The organism is Agromyces kandeliae (assembly GCF_009674665.1).
Lineage (GTDB): Bacteria > Actinomycetota > Actinomycetes > Actinomycetales > Microbacteriaceae > Agromyces > Agromyces kandeliae.
On sequence record NZ_WKJD01000018.1, the window covers coordinates 222,453 to 242,456 of the forward strand.

Below are 20,004 nucleotides of genomic sequence, written 5' to 3' on the forward strand. Positions count from 1 at the left end.
GGCAGGTGGAGTGCCCGTCGGCGCGGGACCCAACGGGATTCGGGCGTCATCCGACCGACGACGTCTTGACGCGGCGGCTCTGCGGGGCGAGGGTGATCTCGTCAACCGCAATGGCGCGGGATGCCGCGCGAGGGAGCGAGCCGCATGGAGACCACGACCGACCTCACCACCGAGCAGATCGCCCGAGCGTTCTCGGGCCATCGATTCGACCTCGCCCTGCAGCATCTCGCCGACGACGTGATCTGGACCTCCGTCGGCGGCGGGCCGCTGGTCGGGAGGAAGGCGGTGGCGAAGGCGATCGAGCGCACTGCCGCCGACCTCGCCGACGTCACGACGGAGTTCCAGCGGTTCCGTTCGGTCGTGGGTGAGGAGAGCGTCGTCGTCGACAGCCTCGCCCGCTACACCGACACCGACGGCGGGGTCTCGATCGTGGCGTCCTGCGACGTCTTCGACTTCGCGGCCGACGGCCGGATCACGGAGATCGTGTCGTACATGATCGAGCTGCCGAACTGAGGCGCCGGCCGCGCTCGGCGCCGGGTCAGTCGAGTTCGCGGAGCTCGGTCGTGCGCTCGCTCGGGGTGTCGCCCGTGTTCACGACGCCCTCCGGCTCGATGAGGATCGCCGAGACCTCGCCCGCGGCCTTCGGGCAGTGCTCGACGCCGCGCGGCACGACGTAGACGTCGCCCGGCCCGAGCTCCACGTCGCCGGCCCGCAGCTGGATGACGAGCTGCCCCGAGAGCACCATGAACAGCTCGTCGGTGTCGGGGTGCGAGTGCCAGGTGAACTCGCCGAGGAGCTTCACGACCTTCACGTCGTAGTCGTTCACGCTCGCGAGCCGGTGGGGCTGCCAGTGCTCCGTGAACGAGTCGAGGGCGTCGTGCACGTTGCGGATCCGGGCGTCGCTCATGGTCCGATCCTCTCTTCGTCGATCGCCCACCGCAACGCGCGCATTCCCCCCGTCGCCCACGTCGGAGGAATGGGGGCGACGACGAGACCGGAACCCGTCGTCGCCCCCTCACCGTCACCCCTCCGTCGCCGCGACCGGCGCGACCACCACGGCGAAGGATGCCGCGAGCAGCGCCTCGTCGCGCGAGGAGGGCCCGACCAGCAGCTCGAACGTTCCCGGCTCGACCACGCGCGTGCCGTTCGCGTCGACGAGCGTGCAGTCGGCGACGGCGAGCTCGATGGACACGACGCGCGACTCGCCCGGCTCGAGGTCGACGAGGCGGTAGGCCTTCAGCTCCTTGTCCGCCCAGCTCACCGACGTGACCTCGTCGCGGAGGTACGCCTGCACCAGCTCGCGCGACGGGCGGGCCCCGGTGTTCGTGACGCGGACCTCGGCGCGCACGGAGCCGTCCGGCCCGACCACGTGGTCGAGGATCCGGAGGTCGTCGTACTCGACGGTGGTGTAGGTCAGGCCCTCGCCGAACGCGTGCGCCGGGCTCTGCGTGAGGTCTGCGTACCGGGTGCCGTGCTGCCCGCGGACCTGGTTGTAGTAGGTCGGCTGCTGCCCCGCGTGCCGGGCGAACGAGATCGGCAGGCGCCCGGTCGGCTCGACGAGTCCGAGCAGCAGCTCGGCGATCGCGCGGCCGCCCTCCATGCCGGGGTTCGCCGCCCAGACGAGCGCCGAGGCGCGCTCGGCCGACGGCGGGAGCACGAGGGGCTTCGAGGCCAGCAGCACGACCACGAACGGCTTGCCGGTCTCGGCGACCGCGTCGAGGAGGGCGACCTGGTCGCCGACGAGTTCGAGCGTGGCGGTCGAGCGGCCCTCGCCGACGAGCTCGATGCGGTCGCCGACGACCACGACCGCGAGGTCGCTGCGGCGGGCGGCGTCGGCGGCCTCGGCGATGAGCACCTCGTCGGGCGCGCAGGGGACGACCACCTGCGGTCGCGGCTGGCCGTCGGGGAAGAACGCGCCCGCGGGATCCTCGTCGAGCGTCAGGATCCGCGCACCCTCGGCGTGCTCGACCGTCCAGTCGCCCGGCGCGGTTCCGCGCAGTCCGTCGAGGACGGTCGTGATCATGCCGCGCGGGTGGCCGTCGGGCAGCCAATCCGCCTGGCCCGAGGATCCCGCCCAGTCGCCGAGCTGCGTCTGCGCGTCGTCGGCGAGCGGCCCGATCACGGCGACGCGACGGGGCGTGCCGTCCGAGACCGCGCGGCCCGCGGCATCCGGAACCCGACCGGGGAGCAGGGGAAGCACGCCGTCGTTGCGGAGCAGCACCAGCGAGCTGCGGGCCGCCTCGAGGTTGAGCGACGCGTGCGCCGTGTTGCCGACGACCGCCTCGATGCGCGCGAGGTCCGGCTTCCGGGGGTTCTCGAAGAGCCCGAACTCGAACTTCAGCAGCAGGATGCGCGACACCGCGCGATCGAGGTCGGATTCGGCGAGCAGTCCGCGCTCGATCGCCTCGAGCGCCCCGCGGAAGAACCCGGGCGTCGTCATGACCATGTCGTTGCCGGCCTTCACCGCGGCGGCGGCCGCGTGCGCGTAGTCGGGCTGGACCTTCTGCTCCCACACCATGCGGCCGACGTTGTCCCAGTCGGTGATGAGCGTGCCCGTGTAGCCCCACTCGCCGCGCAGCACGTCGTTGAGGAGCCACTCGTTCACCGTGATCGGCACGCCGTCGGTGGTCTGGTACCCCAGCATGAACGTGCGGCACCCCTCCTTCGCCACGCGCTCGAACGGCGGCAGGAACCACGAGCGGAGCTTCCGGCGCGACAGGTCGGCCTCGCTCGCGTCCCGGCCGCCCTGGGTCTCGGAGTACCCGGCGAAGTGCTTGGCGGTCGCGAGGATGGCGGTGTCGTCGTCCAGTCCGCCGCCCTGGTAGCCGCGCACCATCGCCGAGGCGAGCTCGCCGATGAGGAACGGGTCCTCGCCGAAGGTCTCGTCGATGCGTCCCCAGCGGAGGTCGCGGGCGATGCACAGCACGGGCGAGAAGGTCCAGTGCACGCCGGTCGCCGCGACCTCCTCGGCGGTCGCCCGCGCGACCCGCTCGAGCAGGTCGGCGTCCCACGACGCGGCCATGCCGAGCTGGGTGGGGAAGATCGTCGCGCCCTCGAAGAACGAGTGCCCGTGGATGCAATCCTCGCCGACGAGCAGGGGGATCCGCAGCCGCGTCTGCGCGACGAGGTCGTGGGCGAGGGCGATCCGCTCGGGCGACGCGTGCAGGATCGAGCCGACGTGCTGGCGCAGCACCTGGTCCTCGAGGTCCTCGCGGGCGTCGAGCTGCAGCATCTGCCCGACCTTCTCCTCGACGCTCATCCGGGAGAGGAGGTCGGCGATGCGGTCGGCGACGGGGCTCGTCGAATCGAGGTACATGGGGCTGACGATATCGGCCGTGGTCACGGGGTCTCCTCATTCGGGTTCGAGGGGGTGGCGGTGGGGCGGACGACGGTCACGGTGTCGTTGACGTTCATGCCCTTCTTCTTCATCGCGCGGGCCCGCTCGCCGGCCGACCGCAGGCGCGGGTTGACGTACTCGTCGATGCCGAAGTTGATGAGCGACAGGGCGACGCCGATCGCGGCGATGCAGAGTCCCGGCGGCAGGTACCACCACCACTGGTTCTGCCGGAACGCGCCCTGCGCGCCGGCCCAGTTCAGGATCGTGCCCCAGTTGTACGTCGTGACCGGGATGACCCCGATGTACGACAGCGTCGTGAGCGCGAGGATTGCCGCGGTCACCGTGCCGACGAAGCTCGCGGCGATGAGCGCCATGAGGTTCGGCAGCATCTCGACCGTGATGATCCGGCGCAGCGGCTCGCCGTTGGCGCGCGCGGCCTGGATGAAGTCGCGATTGCGCAGCGACATCGTCTGCGCGCGAAGCACGCGCGCGCCCCATGCCCACCCGATCAGGCCGAGCACCCCGGCCACGACCGCCAGCGGCGGATCCTCGAACATCGACGCGACGATGATGATGAGCGGCAGCGCGGGGATCACCAGGAACACGTTCGTCAGGGCGGACAGGCTCTCGCTGCGCCATCCGCGCAGGTAGCCCGACATGACGCCGACGACGATGGCGATGAGGGTCGCGATGATCGCCGCGAGGAAGCCGACGACGATCACGCCGCGCGTGCCGTGGATGACCTGGCTGAGCACGTCCTCGCCGATGTGGGTCGTGCCGAGCCAGTGCTCGGCCGACGGCGGCTGGAAGCGTGCGGTGTGGTCGACGGCGGTCGGCGAGTACGGCGCGAGCACGTCGGCGAAGATCGCGACGAGCACGAAGAAGCCGAGGATCGACAGCCCCGCGATCGACTTGCCGTTGCGGAACATCGCGAAGGCCGAGCCCAGCTTCGACCGGAACGCCGGTCGGTCGTGCGTGCGCTTCCCGGACGGCTGCTCCGCCGTGCGGATCGTGGCGGTCGCGGGCACGCCCGCCGGGCGGGCGGTCGCTCGGTCGTTCGTCCGGTCGGTGACGATGGTGTCCATGGTTCAGGCCTCCGTCTGGCGCGTGCGCGGGTCGAGGAATGCGTAGGCGACGTCGGCGAGGAGGTTCGCCAGCAGCACCGAGAGGGTGATCACGAGGAACACGCCCTGCATCAGCGCGTAGTCCTTCGCATTGGTGGCATCCAGCAGCAGCTTGCCGACGCCCGGGTAACTGAAGACCATCTCCATCACGATCGTGCCGCCCACGATGAACCCGATCGACAGCGCGAAGCTCTGGATCTGGGGGAGCACGGCGTTGCGCGCGGCGTAGCCCCAGAGCACCCGCTTGCGGGGCATCCCCTTCGCCTCGGCGACCATGACGTAGTCCTCGTCGAGCACCGTGAGCATCATGTTGCGCATGCCGAGCATCCAGCCGCCGAGCGACGCGATGATGATCGTCGCGGCGGGCAGCGTGCCGTGGTGGACGACCTGGCCGATGAACTCGGGCGAGAACTCCGGGCTCATGCCGACGCCGTAGGCCTTGCCGATCGGGAACCAGCCGAGGTTCACCGAGAACAGCGCGATCGCGAGCAGTCCGAGCCAGAAGTAGGGGATGGTGCTGAGGAACGTCGTGATCGGGATGAGCGCGTCGAGCCGGCTGCCGCGCCGCCACCCGACGATCGCACCGCCGATCGTCCCGATGGCGAACGAGACGATCGTCGCGAAGCCCACGAGCCCGATCGTCCAGGGCAGCGATTGGCCGATCACCTCGGTGACCGGGCGGAGGCCGTGGAGCAGCGAGACGCCGAGGTCGCCGCGCAGCAGCAGCGCCCAGTAGTCGACGTACTGCTGCCAGAGGCTCTTGTCGGTGTCGAGGCCGAGGAGCGAGCGCAGCGCGTCGGCCGCCTCGGGGCTGACGTTGCGGTTGCGCGACAGGTACTGCGTGACGGCGTCGCCCTTCATCATGCGGGGCAGGAAGAAGTTGATCGTGATCGCCGCCCACAGGGTGAAGAGGTAGAACACGGCACGGCCGCCGAGGAACCGCCACGGGATCCGCGAGCGGCCCCTGGTCGCGCGGGTCGCGGTGGTGCCGGCCTCGACGGCGTCGGTCTCGCTGCCTGAGGGCAGGTCGGCGCGCGTCTCGGTCTCTTGGGTGTGGGACTGGGGCTGGACCGCGGTCACAGTGCACCTCCGTCGATGCCGGATGCCGACGCGAAGTGCGCGTCGGGGTCGGGGGATGCCGCGCGGAGCTCCTGCGTGTAGGGGTGCTGCGGGTCCAGGATCACGTCGTCGGCGGGCCCGCGTTCGACGACGCGCCCCTGATTGAGCACGAGGATCTCGTCGCTGAAGTGGCGGGCGGTCGCGAGGTCGTGCGTGATGTAGAGCACGCCGAGGCCCTCCTCGCGCTGCAGGTCGGCGAGCAGGTTCAGCACGCCGAGGCGGATCGAGACGTCGAGCATCGAGACCGGTTCGTCGGCCACGAGCAGCCTCGGCCGGGACGCGAGGGCACGGGCGATGGCGACGCGTTGCCGCTGGCCGCCGGAGAGCTCGTGCGGCCGCCGGTCGATCACGACCTCCGGGTCGAGGCGCACGCGCTCGAGCAGGCGCCGCACCTCGTCGTCCTCCTCCGACTTCGGCACGACGTGGTCGAGCCGCAGGGGGCGCTGGAGGTGGTACCGGATGGAGTGGTACGGGTTCAGCGACGCGAACGGGTCCTGGAAGACCATCCGCAGCTGGCCTCGGTAGGCTCGCAGCGCGGCGCCGCGACGCGGGATCGGCGTGCCGTCGAGGCGGACCTCGCCGCTCGTGGGCGTCTCGAGCTGGGTCAGGATCTTCGCGATCGTGGACTTGCCGCTACCGGACTGGCCGACCAGGCCGATCGTCTGGCCGGAGCGCAGCGTGAAGCTCACGTCGTCCAGTGCCGTGATGTGGCCGGCGCCGCGCACCGGGTACACCTTGGTGACGGCGTCGAACTCGAGGAGCGTCATCGCAGCACCATCCCCTTCTCTCCGGTGAGGCGCGGGAAGGACGACAGGAGCGTCTTCGTGTAGTCGTCCTGCGGGTCGGTCCAGATCCGCTCGGCGGTGTCGAGCTCGACGATCTCGCCGTTGCGCATGATCGCGATGCGGTCGCTGATCTCGAGGAGCAGCGGGAGGTCGTGCGTGATGAAGATCACCGAGAAGCCGAACTCGTGGCGCAGCGCCGAGATCTGCTTGAGGATCTCGCGCTGCACGAGCACGTCGAGCGCGGTGGTGGGTTCGTCCATCACCATGAGCTGCGGGCGGAGGGCCAGCGCCATCGCGATCATCACGCGCTGCCGCATGCCGCCCGACAGTTCGTGCGGGAACGAGCGGTACCGCTGCGCGCCCACCTTGACGATCTCGAGGAGCTCGACGACGGCCTCGCGGCGCTCCGAGCGGGTGAGTCCCGGGCGGTGCACCTCGAACACGTCCTCGAGCTGCGAGCCGATCGTCGCGACCGGGTTCAGGGAGTTCATCGCCCCCTGGAACACCATCGAGATCTTGTCCCAGCGGAACCGGCGCATCTCGTCGGCGTCGAGGGCGTTGACGTCGATGTCGTCGCCGCTCGCGTCGTGGAAGACGACCGACCCGTTCGTGATGACGGCCGGCGCCTTGAGGAGGCGCTGCACTCCGTAGGCGAGGGTGGTCTTACCGCATCCGCTCTCGCCGGCGAGGCCGAGGATCTCGCCGCGGCGGAGTTCGAGGGTGACGTTCCTGACCGCTTGCACGGCCGGGTCGACGTCGTACACGACCGAGAAGTCGCGGATGGACAGCAACGTGTCGTTCATGGGTGGGGGTTCCCTTCGTGATGCCCGACGTGCCGGGTGATGCCGACGCGGGGGTGGGGCGGATGCACCGGGGTGCACCCGCCCCATCCGATCCGGGTCAGCCGGCCGGCTGCAGGTTCGTCAGGACCTGGACGATGCCCGGCTGCGTCGGGTCGGCCGAGGCGTACTGGTCGTCCTCGGTCGGGAACCCGACGTAGTTGCGGGTGTTGTACTCGCCGAGCAGCGGGTGCGAGCCGAGGGGGATGGCCGGCACGTTCTCGACGAACGCGGCCTGCATGACGGCCAGCGCCGCCTCTCGGTCGGCGTCGGACGACGCGTTGGCGTAGGTGTTCAGCGCCTCGGTGACCGCGGGGTCGTCGAATCGGCCGAAGTTGAACTGCGCGCGGTCGTCGACGATCCACTTCGGGTCCATCGTCGAGGTGTAGAGGCCGTAGGCGTTGCCGGTGTCCTCGAGCCAGTGGATGATCGCCTGGAAGGTGCCCTCCTGGCGAGCGGCGTCCCAGCCGCCCCAGTCGGGCTGGTCGACCTTGACCTCGATGCCGAGCGCGGCGTCGAGCTCCTCGGCGATGAGCGCCTGCTCGGTGTTCCAGTCGCTCCATCCGGCCGGGACCGAGATCGAGAACGAGACGGCCTCGCCGTCGGGGTCGATCAGCTTCTCGTCCTTCCAGGTGTAGCCGGCGTCCTCGAGGATGCTCTTGGCCTTGTCGACGTCGACCTCGTAGACGTCGTCCGCGTACTCGGGCAGGATCTCGTCCTCGAGCAGGCCGCTCAGCCCGGTCGCGCTCCAGATCGCCGTGCTCGCGCCCTCGCGGGCGATGTCGACGTAGGCCTCGCGGTCGATGGTCCACGCGAGCGCCTGGCGGAGTGCCGGGTCGTCGAACGGCTCGGCCTGCAGGTTCAGGAACAGCGTGCCGGCACCGGCCGTGGGCGACGCGAGGAAGTGGTTGTCCTCGTCGGCGGCCAGGTAGCTCGACTCGATCTGCGGGATGAACGCCTGGGCCCAGTCGGCCTCGCCCGAGACGAGGGCGGTCGTGAGTGCGGCGTTGTCGCCGTAGGAGACGTAGTGCAGTTCGGGCACGGCCAGGTCGCCGCCCCAGTAGTCCTCGTTCGCCGCGAGGGTGACCGACTCGGTCGACCACGAGTCGAGCACGTACGGGCCGGTGCCGACGGCGAGGCCCTCGCCGGTCAGCGGGTCGGTGTTCGGGTCGTCGATGCCCTCCCAGATGTGCTTGGGCACGATCGGGGTGTGCAGCACGCGCGACTGCGCGATGTACTTCGAGTCGGCGAACTTCAGGGTGATCGCGTCACCGTCGACGGTCGCGCCCTCGTACTTCAGGCCCGAGGTGTCGGCGAGCCTGCCGGTGAGGAACTGGTCGAAGGTGAAGACGATGTCGTCGCCGGTGAACTCGGTGCCGTCGCTCCACGTGACGCCGCTGCGGGGGACCACGGTCAGCTCGGTGTAGTCGTCGTTCCACTCGACCGACTCGGCGAGCCACGGGGTGGTGCCGAGGTCGCCCGTCGGGTTGACGAGCGCGAGCGGCTCGAAGATGACCTTGGCGTAGCCGTACTTCGAGGCGGACGAGTCGCCGAGGTACGGGTTGTGCGATTCGGTGGTGATCGCGCCGTCGGGCTTGGCGATCGTCAGCGCCGCGCCGCTCTCGGCGGGGGTGCTGTCGGTGTTCGCGCCGGCGCAACCGGTGAGCGCCAGCGCGGCGATCATGCCGACGGCGCCGAGGGACGTTGTGAGCCTCATTGCTTCTCCTTCGTGTGGGGGCACGACACCGTGCCTGCCTGAAGGGCGACGACGGCGTCGAGTGGGTGCGCGGTTAACTTACTATCGAGTAAGTAAGTAATGCAACGCAGCGTCCCCGGCGCTCGCGGGCGTGCGTAGACTCGTGATCCGGCAGGCGAGGAAGGCGGTGCCACCGATGACGGAATCGACGGCGGCTCAGCGTCGGCAGCCGCGGTCGCGCCCCGAGACGCTCGCGAAGCGGCGTGACATCCTCGACGCCGCGGTCGAGATCTTCGGGAGCAAGGGGTTCGCGGGCGGAACCCTCCAGGAGATCGCCGACCAGGTGGGCATGACCCACGCCGGGATCCTCCACCACTTCGGGTCGAAGGACCAGCTCCTTCTCGAGGTGCTCAGCCATCGCGACGAGACCGACGTGGCCGATCTCGAGGAGCAGCACATCCCCGGCGGGATTGCGCTCTTCCGGCATCTCGTGCGCACGGCGTTCGTCAACGCCCACCGCGCCGGCATCGTCCAGGCCTACGTCGTGCTGTCGGCGGAATCGGTGACCGACGACCACCCCGGGCGCGTCTTCTTCCAGAAGCGCTACGAGACCCTGCGGGGCGAGGTCGCCCGGGCCTTCGAGGTCGTGTGCGCCGAGCGCGGCGTCGCCGCTCCTGAAACGATCGAACTCGCCTCGGCGAGCATCCTCGCCGTCATGGACGGGCTGCAGGTGCAGTGGCTGCTCGACCCCGATGCCGTCGACCTCGGCCGCGCGTCGGAGTTCGCCATCGAGGCGATCGTCGACTCGGTGCTCTCGCCGTCGACGTCGCCGCTGGCCTGACGGGCGAGCGACGACGACGTCCGTCTCCAGGGCGTCGACACGACGGCGGCAGCCGGGCGCGCGCGCCACGTGGCGGATGGCTTCGGCAGCGGAGGGTTCAGCCGGCCGGCCCCCGGGGCCGACGCTCCGACGCCCCATCCGGCGTCACGCACCCGCAGCTCTCCCGAGCGATGAGTGCGCCCCGGGTTTCCAGTTCGTCCTCGGTCCCGTCCATGAGCGCGGACACCGCACGCTCGGCCATCTGGTCGATCGGCTGGTGGACGACGCTCAGCGAGGGGACCGTGCAGTCCGTCCCGGACGTGCCGTCCAGGCTGATGACGGCGAGTTCGTCCGGCACGCGGATGCCACGGAGATGCGCTGCGGCCAGCAGCCCGATCGCCTGCTCGTCCGTGGCCACGATGATCGCTCGCTCGAGGGACCGATCATCCGCCTGGAGTAGGGCGTCCCGGGCTTCCCCTCGCGTGTACCCGGAGCGGTGCGGTTCGCCGACGCCGTCCCGCAACGCCCTCCACGCGGCCAGCCGTCGTCCCACCGGTCCGACGTCGTCCGGTCCCGTCCAGAAACCGATGTCCTCGTGGCCGTGATCATCTCGCAGGTGCTCGAAGGCGAGGCCCACCGCGTGTTCGTCGTCCGCCGCGACGAACACGCCCTGCGCGCCATCCGGTCGGTGATGCGTGAAGACGATGGGGGTCGCGGACTGCGACAGGTCTGCCCGGAGTGGCCTGGCCTCCCACGCGACCATGACCAGCCCGTCGACCTGCGCCCCGATCAGGGAACGCAGCGCCTGCTCGTCCGTCATGCCGGCGGGGCCCGGATGGCTGATGAGGGCGGTCGATCCCCGTGCACCGATCGCGGCGATGACTGCGCGATCGAGTTGTGCGAAGTACGGGTTCGATGAGTCCGGGGAGATGACGCCGATAAACCCGGAGCGGGCGGCGCGAAGTGCTCGTGCGATGCGATTCGGGCGGTACCCGAGTTCCGCCGCGGCATCCAGGACCCGCTGTCGAGCTCGGTCGGACACGCCGCGCGGCCCATCATTGAAGACGTAGCTCACGACCGCCGTCGACGTCCCGGCTCGCTCGGCGACATCCTTCATCGTGACGGCCACGACACCTCCCGGTTCACCCTCCGATCCTAGGAAGTCCCCGACCGCCTGTCGGTGAACGCGGCCCGCTCGGCGTTCGCCTGCGCGGCGGCCCAATCGGCGGATGTCCAGCCGAACGTGTGCTCGAGAAGGGCCCGTTCGCCCTGCAGGGTCACGCCCGATACGGTGCGTCCGTCGCACGAGACCGTGACCGGCACGCCGGCGCGGCGGAGCTCGTCGATCGGATGCTCGGCGAGGCTCGCGACCGCCGCCGTCTGGACGTTGGATGTCGGACACACCTCCAATGCGATGGCGTCGGTCGCGAGGCGACGTACCAGTGCCGGGTCGCGCACGCTTCGGACGCCGTGCCCGATCCGCTCGGCGCCGAGTTCGTCGATTGCATCCCAGACGCTGCGCGGCCCGTCGGCCTCCCCGGCATGGACCGTGATGCGAAGGCCGGCGTCGCGCGCCGCGCGGAACGCCGCGGCATGGGGGAGCAGCGAGACGCCCGCTTCGGGGCCGGACACGTCGAGTCCGATGACCTGATCGCTCGTCGCGGCCGTCTCGACGACGGCCCAGGTCACGTCGGGAGCGGCCGGTCGCAGGCAGCAGAGGATGAGCCGCGTCTCGACCCCGGTCGCGTCGCCGCCGTCCCGGAGCCCGCTCGCGACGGCCTCGGTGATCGCGGCGAGGTCGAGGCCCCTCCGGCGATGGAGGGCAGGGGCGAACCGCGCCTCGCCGTGATGCACGCCATCCGCTCTCCAGTCCTCGACGAGTTCGAACGCGGCACGGTAGAGCGCCTCGGGCGTCTGGAGCACGTCGAGGGCGACGTCGATCGCGGCGATGTATTCGACGAGGGACGTGCACGACGGGCTCACGCGAGCGAGGGCCTCGGCCGGTCCGGGGAGGTCGATGCCCTGTCGCCGGGCGAGGTCCTCGATCGTACTGGGGCGGACCGACCCGTCGATGTGGCAGTGGAGCTCGGTCGCCGTGCCCGCGGACTCAGCCACGGCCCACCGCCGCGAGCTCGCGCGTGAGCAGCGAGAGGAGTTGGCCCATGAGCGCCGACGGGTCGACAGCGGTCACGACGGTGAGGTTCGGCGAGCGCGGCGGAAGCCGGTGATCGGCGAAGGTCTGGCCGCGGGTGGACTCGTCGGTGGAGACGGCGACGTGGGTCCTCGTCGATTCGACGACGATCGACGGGTCGATCGCCACGGCCATCGCCAGCGGATCGGGCAGGTCGTAGCCGTCGATCCCCGTGACGTCCCGGCCCCAGGCGCGCACCGACCGATTGATCTCGCAGATGAACTCGCCGAGCGCGCCGGTGGCGCGCAGCTCGCACTCGTCCGCATCGGTGATGACCGCGTACTTGCGGGATGCGTCCCATCCCACCATCCGCTTGTCCCCGGGTGCGTGGAAGACGATCTTGGCCGCCTCCGGGTCCGCCCACGCGTTGAACTCCCCGGTCGCCGCCACGTTCCCGCGGCCGTCCGCCGCACCGATCATCATTGTCACGCGGGTGAACCGCGTCAGCAGGTCCGGGTCGATGAGGAGGGCGGCGGCGATGTTCGTCAGTGGTCCGAGGGTGACGAGCTCGTGCCGGTGCGGTTCGTCGCGCCCGAGGCGGATGAGCGCCTCGACCGCGTGCTCGGTCTGGGGCTGCGTCTCGGGCTCGATCAGCGGAGCCCCGCTCATTCCATCCTCACCGTGCACGTGCTGGGCCGTCTCGAGGGGCCTCAGGATCGGCCCGGCGCAGCCCGGATGGACGGGGATGTCGGTCGCGTTCGCGAGTTCGAGCGTGACGAGGGCGTTGCGGGTCGCGGTCGGCAGCGGAACGTTCCCGGCCACGGTCGTCACGGCGCGGACCTCGATGTCGGGGTGCAGGACGGCCTGGAGGATCGCCACGGCGTCGTCGGACGCGGTGTCGGTGTCGATCACCATGCTTCGGTTCATTCGTCGGTCTCCGTTCTCGTCGGGCGTCGTGCCGACCATCGTGGTGGGTTCGGGAGGTGGTGCCGGGCTCATGCCGTGGCTCCCGCCATGAGCGATGCGGCTGTCGCTCCGAGGGCGCAGACGGCCCGCGCGCCGGCCGCGACGGCCGCCTCGACGGACTCCGCGACGGACGCCCCCGCGGCACGGGAGGCGGCGAAAGCGCCGACGAAGGCGTCACCGGCTCCCGTCGTGTCGACGACCCGTTCGGCCGGCACTCCGGGGACGTCGAATGCGATGCCGAGCTTGTCGACCATGTGCACGCCCGATGCGCCACGGGTCACGATGACGGTGACTCCGAGTTCGCGATGCAGCACCCCGGCCGCCTCCTGGACCGACGACGGATGCGGCGCGCCCGGGTCGAAGGACGACGCGAGGGACCGGGCCTCCGTTTCGTTGAGGATGAGCGGACCTGCAGCCCGGAGCGCAGAACGTGGGAGCTCTCGCACCGGAGCGAGGTTGAGCACGAAGGGCACATCGTGCTCCGTTGCGAACCGCGCTGCCGCCTCGATCGCTCGAATCGGGACCTCGCCCTGGCAGACGACGACGAGTCGCTCCGGGTTCCCGGAGGCGATCGCGTCGAGCGACCGTCGGACGTGGGAGGCGGTGAGGCCCGCGTTCGCTCCCGCGACGACGACGATGCTGTTCTCGCCGTCCGCGTCGATCGACACGAACGCCCGACCGGTCGCCAGCTTCGCGGTCCGGGCGACGTACGTCGTGTCGACCGCGTGCCGACCGAGCTCGGCGAGCGCGTCTGACCCGGCCGCGTCGGTGCCGACGGCCGCGATGAGGTACGTGCGGATGTCCGCCCTCGTCGCCGCGGCCCAGATCGCCTGATTCGCGCCCTTCCCGCCAGGGCCCGAACGCGTGCCCGTCGCCACCACCGTCTCGCCGGGGACCGGCAGCTTGGCGAGGGCGAGGGTGACGTCGACGTTCACCGAACCGACGACCGCAACTGCGACTTCCGAACTCACCATGACTCCCTCGTCTGTCGAATGCCAGAAATCTAATCGTATAGATTTCGTTCGTCAAGAGGTTCTCGATGAGTGCGGCGCGTGGTAGACCTCCGAACGACGACGTCGAGCCTGCCGGGGAATCCCGGGCGGGTGCGTGAGCGCGTCGCATCCGTTGGAGGTCCGTGCCAACGCCTGGTCGGTGTCGCAGGAGTGCTCGCCCTCACGCCGTCGCAGGAGTGCTCAGCCTCACGCCGTCGCAGCGAGTGCTCGCACGGCGCGCTCGACGACCGGTCGCACGTCGAGACCGGGGTCGATCGTGAGGCGGTGCAGGATGAGGCCGTCGCCGAGCGCCATCAGCGCCCGCCCTGCCGGGATCGGGTCGGGGATGCCGGCGGCGGTGACGAGTCGGTCGGTCCACTGCTCGAACTCCTGGCGCTGACGGCGCAGCGGTGCGAGGAGCTCGTCGTCGGCCCCGAGCTCGAGGAACAGCGCGAACCGGGCGCGCGTGCGCACCGCGAACGGTCCGGTCTGCGCGAGCAGCACCGCGCAGAGTCCCTCGATGATCGATGCGGGAGTGGGCTCGTCGAACAGGGTGGGGGAGAAGTCGGCCCGCTCCTGCTCGGCCATCCAGTCGATGATGCCGGCGAGCAGCGCCCGGCGAGTCCGGAACCAGTTCGACGTCGATCCGTTCGGGAGCTCGGCCCGGGCGTCCACCCGGGCATGACTGAGTGCGCGGACGCCCTCCGAACCGAGCAGCTGCACGGCCGCCTCGAGCGCCCGGTCCTTCGTCGTCGGCATGGACACCGTCCCGTCTCGCGTCTACTATGTTCCTAGTGGGGCAGACTACGAATCTAGTATCTGCCCGCCGGGAGGGGGTTCCCGATGGACACGCCGATGCCCGAGGCATCCGGATTCGACCACCTGACGATTGCGACCCGCGGTCTCGCGTCGCATGTCGCGGTGGTCGGCGAGGGCGCACCCGTCGTGATGCTGCACGGGTTCCCGCAGCACTGGTGGCAGTGGCGCGACATCGGGCCGCGGCTCGCCGAGCGGGGGTATCGGGTGATCTGTCCCGACCTCCGCGGCGCCGGCTGGACCGTCGCCGAGAGCCCGCGCATCGAACGCGAGACGCGTCGACACGACCTCGTCGCGCTGCTCGACGCGATGGGCTTCGATCGCGTGCGACTGGTCGGTCACGACATGGGTGCCATGGCGGCGATGCAGCTCGCCTACACCGACCCCGAGCGCGTCGAGGCGCTCGTGTGGCTCGCCGCTCCGCCGCCGTTCATGTCGTTCAGCCCCAAGATGCTGGGCGCGCTGCGCCACCTCCCGCCGCTCGTGTGGCATCGGCCCGGCCGGTCGCTCGCGGCCATCTTCGGCGAGGCGTACGCCGTCCGGCCGCTCGCGCCCGTCACGGTCGAGACGTACCTCGCCCCGATGCGCCGCCCGGAGGTCGACGCCGCCGTGCGGTGGCTCTATCGCGGGATGGTGCTGCCCGAGGCGGTGCGCATCGCCCGGGGCGCCTACACGGCGCAGCGTCTCCGGCCGCCGACCCTCTGCGCGTTCGGCCGCCGAGACGGCGCCTACTCCGAAGCGGACCTGCGGCGGCTCACCGGCGACCCGACCCGGTACGCCGATCACTTCGAGTTCGCGTTCATCGATGACGCGTCGCACTTCATCACGGACGACGCGCCGGAGGCGGTCTCCGAGGTGATCCTCGAGCATTTCGCACGGGCGGATGCCTCGGCGTGACGACGGCGGCACCGCCGTGCTGAACGAGATGAATCCGGGCGGCACCGAGAGCTGCACCGCCCGCCCCACGCGGTCGGGGTGGCTGTAGGCGAGCTGCATCGCGGTGATCGCCCCCATGTCGTGGTTGACGAGGTGCACGCGCCCGATGCCGAGCCCGTCGAGCACGGCGACCAGGTCGTGCAGCGCGTCTCGCGTTCGATGCGGGGGTCGTCGGCCTCGGTCCAGCCGGCGCCGCGGAGGTCGGGGCAGACCACTTGGTAGCCCTGCTCGGCGATCAGTGGTGCGACATCGTGCCACTGCCACCAGTGCAGCGGGAAGCCGTGCAGCAGCACGACCGGTTCACCGTCGCCGATCGTGGCGACGTGGGTGCGCAGGCCCGGGGTCTCGACCATGAGGTGCTCGAAGCCGGATGCCTCGGGCAGCTGCGGCGCCCGGGCTGCCGTGGCAGCGGCGGAATCGCGGTGAGGGTCGGTTGCGCGCATGACGAGCGCGTCCAGCTGATTCGTCGGGCGACCACCGCCCGAGTCGAAGCCCGGGGGCTCCGGAATCACCGCGGCCCGCGCCGCCCGAACGCCCCCGCGAACACCGCGTGCAGCAGCGGGATGACGGACACCCCGAGCAGGATCCCGCCCCAGACCGGTTCATCGACGCGCAGCAGGATGCCGCCCAGGAACAGCCCCACGAAGATGACCGCCGAGACGATGCGCCCGGCCGTGCGCTCGAGCCGGGACATCCGTTGCTCGATGCGCGGGGAGTTCGCGACGAGGCGTCCCTGCTCGATTCGGTCGACGACCTTGTCGAGGCGCTGGGGCAGCCGCCAAGTGGTGCCGACGACCGACATCGCCTCGCGGCCGAGGGCCTGGACGATGTTGCCGCGCTCGTCGCGGAGGAGCTTGGCTGCGTAGGGCTCGACGGCGTCCCACATGTTGAACTCGGGATCGAGCGAGCTGCACATGCCCGAGGTCAGCGACATGGCGCGGATGATGAGCAGGAAGTTCTCGGGCAGCTGGAACGGCAGCGTGCGCATCACGTCGCTGAACTCGATCGCGAACCGGCGCAGCTCGCGCTCGTCGACCTGCGCGAGCTCGGCGAAGCCCATGCCGCCGAAGCGCGCGAACAGCTCGGTCATCGCCCGCTCGAGCTCCGCGGTCTCGGCGGTCGGCAGCAGGAAGCCGACGCTGCGGAAGCTCTCGACCAGCCGCTTGCCGTCACGCGAGGCGACGGCGATCATGAGCTGCTGCAGGGCCTGTCGCAGCCCGTCGGGCACCTGGCCCATCATGCCGAAGTCGATGAAGGTGAGCTTCCAGGCCGGCGAGGCGGGCGACGCAGTGGAACCGGCGGATGTCGTGTCGGGTGCCGGCCCCGTGGCATCCGTCGCTGCCTCGGTCGAAGCGGATGCCGCGGCATCCGTCTCGCCCGACAGCACGCGGACCGGCGTGACGAAGATGTTCCCGGGGTGCGGGTCGGCGTGGAAGTAGCCGTCGCGGAAGAGCTGGTCGAACATGACGGTCGCGAACTGCTGGGCGACCGCCTTCGGATCGATGCCCGCCGCGACGAGGGCGGCGCGGTCGTTGATCTTGATCGCGGTGACGTCGGCGAGGGTGAGCACGCGGCGGGTGGTGCGCTCCCAGACGACCTCGGGCGCGGCGACGCGCGGGTCGCCGGCGAAGCTCGCGGCGAACCGCTCGGCGTTGCCGGCCTCGTTGACGTAGTCGATCTCCTCGAGGCTCGTCGTCGCGAACTCCTCCACGAGCGAGGGCAGGTCGACGCGGCTCGCGACGAACCGCACGCGGCTGAGCCATCCCGCGATGCGACGCAGTGCGGCGAGGTCGGTGTCGACGATCACCTCGATGCCCGGACGCTGCACCTTCACGACGGCCTCGTCGTAGCCCATGTCGCCGGCGTCGATGGGGGAGAGGCGGGCGCGGTGCGCCTGGCCGAGGGATGCCGCGGCCACCGGGGTCGGGTCGAACGATGCGTACGCACGCTCGAGCGGCATGCCGAGTTCGGCTTCGGCGAGTTCGCGGATGCGGTCGAACGGCACCGGCGGCACCTCGTCCTGCAGCCCGGCGAGTTCGCGCGTGATCTCGGGCGGCAGCACGTCGAGCCGTGAGGAGAGGTACTGGCCGACCTTGATCATGAGTCCGCCGAGGTCGACCGCGAGGTCGTGGAAGCGCTGCGCGATGCGGGTCAGCCGCGCCTCGCGGCCGCGCGCGACGTAGCCGGACAGGCCGAACCGTGGCAGCACGAGCTCGAACCACCAGGTCTGCACGATGTACCGCGCGGCGAATCGGAGGATCCGTCGGTAGCGGGCGCGCGTGTTCCCCACATCGGGCATCCTGCCTGCCGGATGCCGACGTGTCGAGGGCACTCGGTCAGCCCTGGGCGAGGATCGAGTAGAGCCGGCGGCGTGCGTCTTCGAGCACCTCGACGGCTTCCTTGACCTGCTCGGGGGTGCCGGAGCGTCCGACCTGTGCGGCCGCCTGCGCGAGCTCGATGCCGGCCTTTGGCAGTGCGCCCGACATGCCGAAGTCGCGCCCGCCGCCTCCGCTGCCGGGCGGGGTGGGCCAGGGGGTGCGTTCGGCGGATGCCTCCGCCTCGGCCTTGCCCGCCTCGGTGAGGGTGTACGTCTTGCGTCCGCCCTCCTCTTCTGCGGTGATGAGGCCCTCGTCGGCGAGGAGCTGCAGCGTGGGGTACACCGAGCCCGCGCTCGGCTTCCACGCGCCGCCGCTGCGCTCGGCGATCTCGCTGATGATCTGGTACCCGTGCATCGGCTTCTCGGCGAGCAGCGCGAGCACCGCCGCGCGGACGTCGCCCTTGCCCATGCGCGGGGCGACCTTCTGCTCGAACATGCCGCGGAGCTGCTCCATGGCATCCCACAGGCCCTGGCCGCCGCGGCCCGGACCCCAGTTGGACGAGGAACCGCCGAAGGGGTTGTCTCCCGTGAATGAACCTGAACCGCTCATGATGTGCCTCCCTGGAACCGGGGCCCTGATCGGGTCTCGACGATATGTCAACGATATATCGTTCGATTCTGCGAGTGGTCGTGAATCTGCTGAGAGAACTCGCGTGCACCAGAATCGGAACCACCATGACGAGCCCGCGCGCAGACGACACGAGTCCTGCTCCCTCGCGCATGCGCATCGCCGACCTCCACCCCGACCTGCGCCGCGCCTACCGGTGGTTCCCTCGCCCGCAGGTCCGGCGCGGTTGGCAGCGACGGATGGCGCAGGCTGCGTTCGCCCTCATCCCGCCGCCGAAGCGGGCAGCGGGCGTGCGATTCGAGCAGGTCGACTTCGACGCTCCCGGCACGGGGGTGCGGGTCTTCACCCCCACCCACGCGAGGGCGTCGGTGCCGCCCGGTCGCGGAGCACTGCTGTGGATCCACGGCGGTGGCCTCGTGATCGGCGCCGCCGCGCAGGACGATGGTCTCTGCGCCCTCCTCGCGGAGCGCCTCGGCATCGTGGTCGTGTCCGTCGAGTACCGGCTCGCCCCGGAGCATCCGTTCCCGGCGCCTCTCGAGGATTGCGTCGCCGCGTGGCAGTGGCTTCAGGATGCCGCGTCCGCGCGCGGCATCGACCCGGCCCGAGTCGCGGTCGGCGGGCAGAGTGCCGGCGGTGGTCTCGCGGCCACGCTCGCGCAGCGCCTGCTCGCCGACGGCGGAACCCAGCCCGCCGCACAGCTGCTGTACTGTCCGATGCTCGACGACCGCACCGCGGCGCGGCGCGACCTCGACAGGGTGCGGCATTTCGCCTGGACCAACCGCGACAACCTCGTGGGCTGGTCGTCGTACCTCCAGGCGGCGCCGGGCGCCGCGGCCGACTCGGTCCCCGACTTCGCCGTGCCCGCTCGCCGCACCGACCTGTCCGGACTTCCGCCGGCGTGGATCGGCGTCGGCGACATCGACCTGTTCCACGACGAGGACCTCGCCTACGCTGCGGCGCTCCGCGACGCGGGCGTCGAGTGCACGGTCGACGTGGTGCCTGGGGCGCCGCACGGCTTCGAGACGATCGCCCGTGGCGCCGACGTGTCGCGCGCGTTCCACGCCCGGGCGCGGGCGTGGCTGGGGGAGCGGCTCGCGGCATCCGCTGACGTCTGAGCGCGCCAGACCTGGCGGTGCGGCGCGGACGCCCGCGAACGGTGGCCTGCCGCCGCGCCGCGCGGCGCGAACGCTCCCGAAGCGCATCGCAGCCCGGATGCGTAGGAACTGCAGATGCCGCCGAACGCCGAACGGTTCATGCCGCCCGGTCTTCGCGCAGCTCGAAGCTCGTTCGTCCGCCGAGTCGTGGGACCTGTGCCGGGTCGATATGCGGTGGCGGGATGAACCACACCTCGGTCGGGCCGGGCCGGATCTGCCACCCGTCGCGATGGATCATGTGGTGGCAGAAGCTGCAGAGCAGGACTCCGTTGGCGAGGTCCGTCGGGCCGGCGTCGCGTTCCCACCAGTCGATGTGGTGCGCTTCGACGTAGCCGATGTTCTGG

19 protein-coding genes and 2 pseudogenes are annotated in these 20,004 nt (G+C 70.8%); 4 read left to right on the forward strand and 17 right to left on the reverse strand.

What is annotated here, in order from left to right; all coding sequences use genetic code 11:
- Nucleotides 1-144 precede the first annotated feature (144 nt).
- A complete protein-coding gene (locus GJR97_RS13830) occupies nucleotides 145-513 on the forward strand; it encodes a nuclear transport factor 2 family protein (protein WP_154347392.1) in 369 nt (122 codons plus the stop codon).
- Between the two features lie 25 nt (nucleotides 514-538).
- Here the strand turns inward: GJR97_RS13830 and GJR97_RS13835 are convergent, their stop codons facing one another.
- The 7 genes from GJR97_RS13835 to GJR97_RS13865 all read right to left on the reverse strand — a co-directional run bounded on the left by GJR97_RS13835 (nucleotide 539) and on the right by GJR97_RS13865 (nucleotide 8,921).
- The gene (locus GJR97_RS13835; protein ID WP_154347393.1) at nucleotides 539-907 is read right to left on the reverse strand and encodes a cupin domain-containing protein; all 369 of its coding nucleotides are present in this window, start codon (nucleotides 905-907) and stop codon (nucleotides 539-541) included.
- 114 nt (nucleotides 908-1,021) lie between these two features.
- Nucleotides 1,022-3,316 carry an exo-beta-d-1,3/1,6-glucosidase gene (locus GJR97_RS13840; RefSeq protein ID WP_154347431.1) on the reverse strand — a complete coding sequence of 765 codons (2,295 nt, stop codon included), beginning with the start codon at nucleotides 3,314-3,316 and terminating at the stop codon, nucleotides 1,022-1,024.
- 23 nt (nucleotides 3,317-3,339) lie between these two features.
- Nucleotides 3,340-4,422: an ABC transporter permease gene (locus tag GJR97_RS13845; RefSeq protein WP_154347394.1), complete on the reverse strand. Its 1,083-nt coding sequence runs from the start codon at nucleotides 4,420-4,422 to the stop codon at nucleotides 3,340-3,342.
- A 3-nt stretch (nucleotides 4,423-4,425) separates the two neighbouring features.
- Nucleotides 4,426-5,541, reverse strand: coding sequence for an ABC transporter permease (locus tag GJR97_RS13850; protein WP_407643602.1), 1,116 nt, complete (start codon nucleotides 5,539-5,541; stop codon nucleotides 4,426-4,428).
- On the reverse strand, nucleotides 5,538-6,347 hold the full coding sequence (locus GJR97_RS13855) for an ABC transporter ATP-binding protein (RefSeq protein ID WP_154347395.1): 810 nt from the start codon (nucleotides 6,345-6,347) through the stop codon (nucleotides 5,538-5,540). Before GJR97_RS13855 ends, GJR97_RS13850 begins: the two co-directional genes overlap by 4 nt.
- On the reverse strand, nucleotides 6,344-7,168 hold the full coding sequence (locus tag GJR97_RS13860; protein WP_154347396.1) for an ABC transporter ATP-binding protein: 825 nt from the start codon (nucleotides 7,166-7,168) through the stop codon (nucleotides 6,344-6,346). Before GJR97_RS13860 ends, GJR97_RS13855 begins: the two co-directional genes overlap by 4 nt.
- A 97-nt stretch (nucleotides 7,169-7,265) precedes the next feature.
- On the reverse strand, nucleotides 7,266-8,921 hold the full coding sequence (locus tag GJR97_RS13865; RefSeq protein WP_154347397.1) for an ABC transporter substrate-binding protein: 1,656 nt from the start codon (nucleotides 8,919-8,921) through the stop codon (nucleotides 7,266-7,268).
- A gap of 175 nt (nucleotides 8,922-9,096) precedes the next feature.
- On the opposite strand from GJR97_RS13865, the gene GJR97_RS13870 reads away from it, so the two are divergent.
- Complete coding sequence (locus GJR97_RS13870) at nucleotides 9,097-9,741, forward strand: TetR/AcrR family transcriptional regulator (protein WP_154347398.1); 645 nt, start codon at nucleotides 9,097-9,099, stop codon at nucleotides 9,739-9,741.
- Between the two features lie 97 nt (nucleotides 9,742-9,838).
- Here the strand turns inward: GJR97_RS13870 and GJR97_RS13875 are convergent, their stop codons facing one another.
- The 5 genes from GJR97_RS13875 to GJR97_RS13895 form a co-directional block, all read right to left on the reverse strand.
- A complete protein-coding gene (locus GJR97_RS13875; protein WP_154347399.1) occupies nucleotides 9,839-10,849 on the reverse strand; it encodes a LacI family DNA-binding transcriptional regulator in 1,011 nt (336 codons plus the stop codon).
- Between the two features lie 26 nt (nucleotides 10,850-10,875).
- Complete coding sequence (gene add / locus GJR97_RS13880; RefSeq protein ID WP_324613496.1) at nucleotides 10,876-11,835, reverse strand: adenosine deaminase; 960 nt, start codon at nucleotides 11,833-11,835, stop codon at nucleotides 10,876-10,878.
- On the reverse strand, nucleotides 11,828-12,766 hold the full coding sequence (locus tag GJR97_RS13885) for a nucleoside hydrolase (RefSeq protein ID WP_229276289.1): 939 nt from the start codon (nucleotides 12,764-12,766) through the stop codon (nucleotides 11,828-11,830). Before GJR97_RS13885 ends, add begins: the two co-directional genes overlap by 8 nt.
- Nucleotides 12,767-12,846: 80 nt before the next feature.
- Nucleotides 12,847-13,791 (reverse strand): ribokinase, encoded by a 945-nt coding sequence (locus tag GJR97_RS13890; RefSeq protein ID WP_154347402.1) that lies wholly within the window; start codon nucleotides 13,789-13,791, stop codon nucleotides 12,847-12,849.
- Nucleotides 13,792-14,016: 225 nt separating this feature from the next.
- The gene (locus GJR97_RS13895) at nucleotides 14,017-14,568 is read right to left on the reverse strand and encodes a TetR/AcrR family transcriptional regulator (protein ID WP_154347403.1); all 552 of its coding nucleotides are present in this window, start codon (nucleotides 14,566-14,568) and stop codon (nucleotides 14,017-14,019) included.
- Nucleotides 14,569-14,652: 84 nt separating this feature from the next.
- Between GJR97_RS13895 and GJR97_RS13900 the strand changes: the two genes are divergently transcribed.
- Complete coding sequence (locus GJR97_RS13900; protein ID WP_154347404.1) at nucleotides 14,653-15,522, forward strand: alpha/beta fold hydrolase; 870 nt, start codon at nucleotides 14,653-14,655, stop codon at nucleotides 15,520-15,522.
- A 54-nt stretch (nucleotides 15,523-15,576) separates the two neighbouring features.
- On the opposite strand, the pseudogene GJR97_RS18910 reads toward GJR97_RS13900, so the two are convergent.
- From GJR97_RS18910 to GJR97_RS13915, 4 genes and pseudogenes are all read right to left on the reverse strand, one after another.
- Nucleotides 15,577-15,825 (reverse strand): annotated as a pseudogene (locus GJR97_RS18910) (alpha/beta fold hydrolase); the annotation flags it as partial.
- A pseudogene (locus tag GJR97_RS18915) lies at nucleotides 15,738-16,004 on the reverse strand (alpha/beta fold hydrolase); the annotation flags it as partial. The pseudogenes GJR97_RS18910 and GJR97_RS18915, both read right to left, overlap by 88 nt.
- 65 nt (nucleotides 16,005-16,069) lie before the next feature.
- Complete coding sequence (locus GJR97_RS13910) at nucleotides 16,070-17,860, reverse strand: ABC1 kinase family protein (RefSeq protein WP_154347405.1); 1,791 nt, start codon at nucleotides 17,858-17,860, stop codon at nucleotides 16,070-16,072.
- A gap of 37 nt (nucleotides 17,861-17,897) precedes the next feature.
- Complete coding sequence (locus GJR97_RS13915; RefSeq protein WP_154347406.1) at nucleotides 17,898-18,488, reverse strand: PadR family transcriptional regulator; 591 nt, start codon at nucleotides 18,486-18,488, stop codon at nucleotides 17,898-17,900.
- A gap of 125 nt (nucleotides 18,489-18,613) precedes the next feature.
- Here GJR97_RS13915 and GJR97_RS13920 point away from each other — a divergent pair, with 125 nt between their 5' ends.
- Entirely contained in the window at nucleotides 18,614-19,621 is a 1,008-nt protein-coding gene (locus tag GJR97_RS13920; protein WP_154347407.1) for an alpha/beta hydrolase, read from the forward strand.
- Nucleotides 19,622-19,757: 136 nt separating this feature from the next.
- Here the strand turns inward: GJR97_RS13920 and GJR97_RS13925 are convergent.
- The coding region (locus tag GJR97_RS13925; RefSeq protein WP_195760722.1) for an HNH endonuclease signature motif containing protein at nucleotides 19,758-20,004 on the reverse strand (247 nt) is incomplete at its 5' end.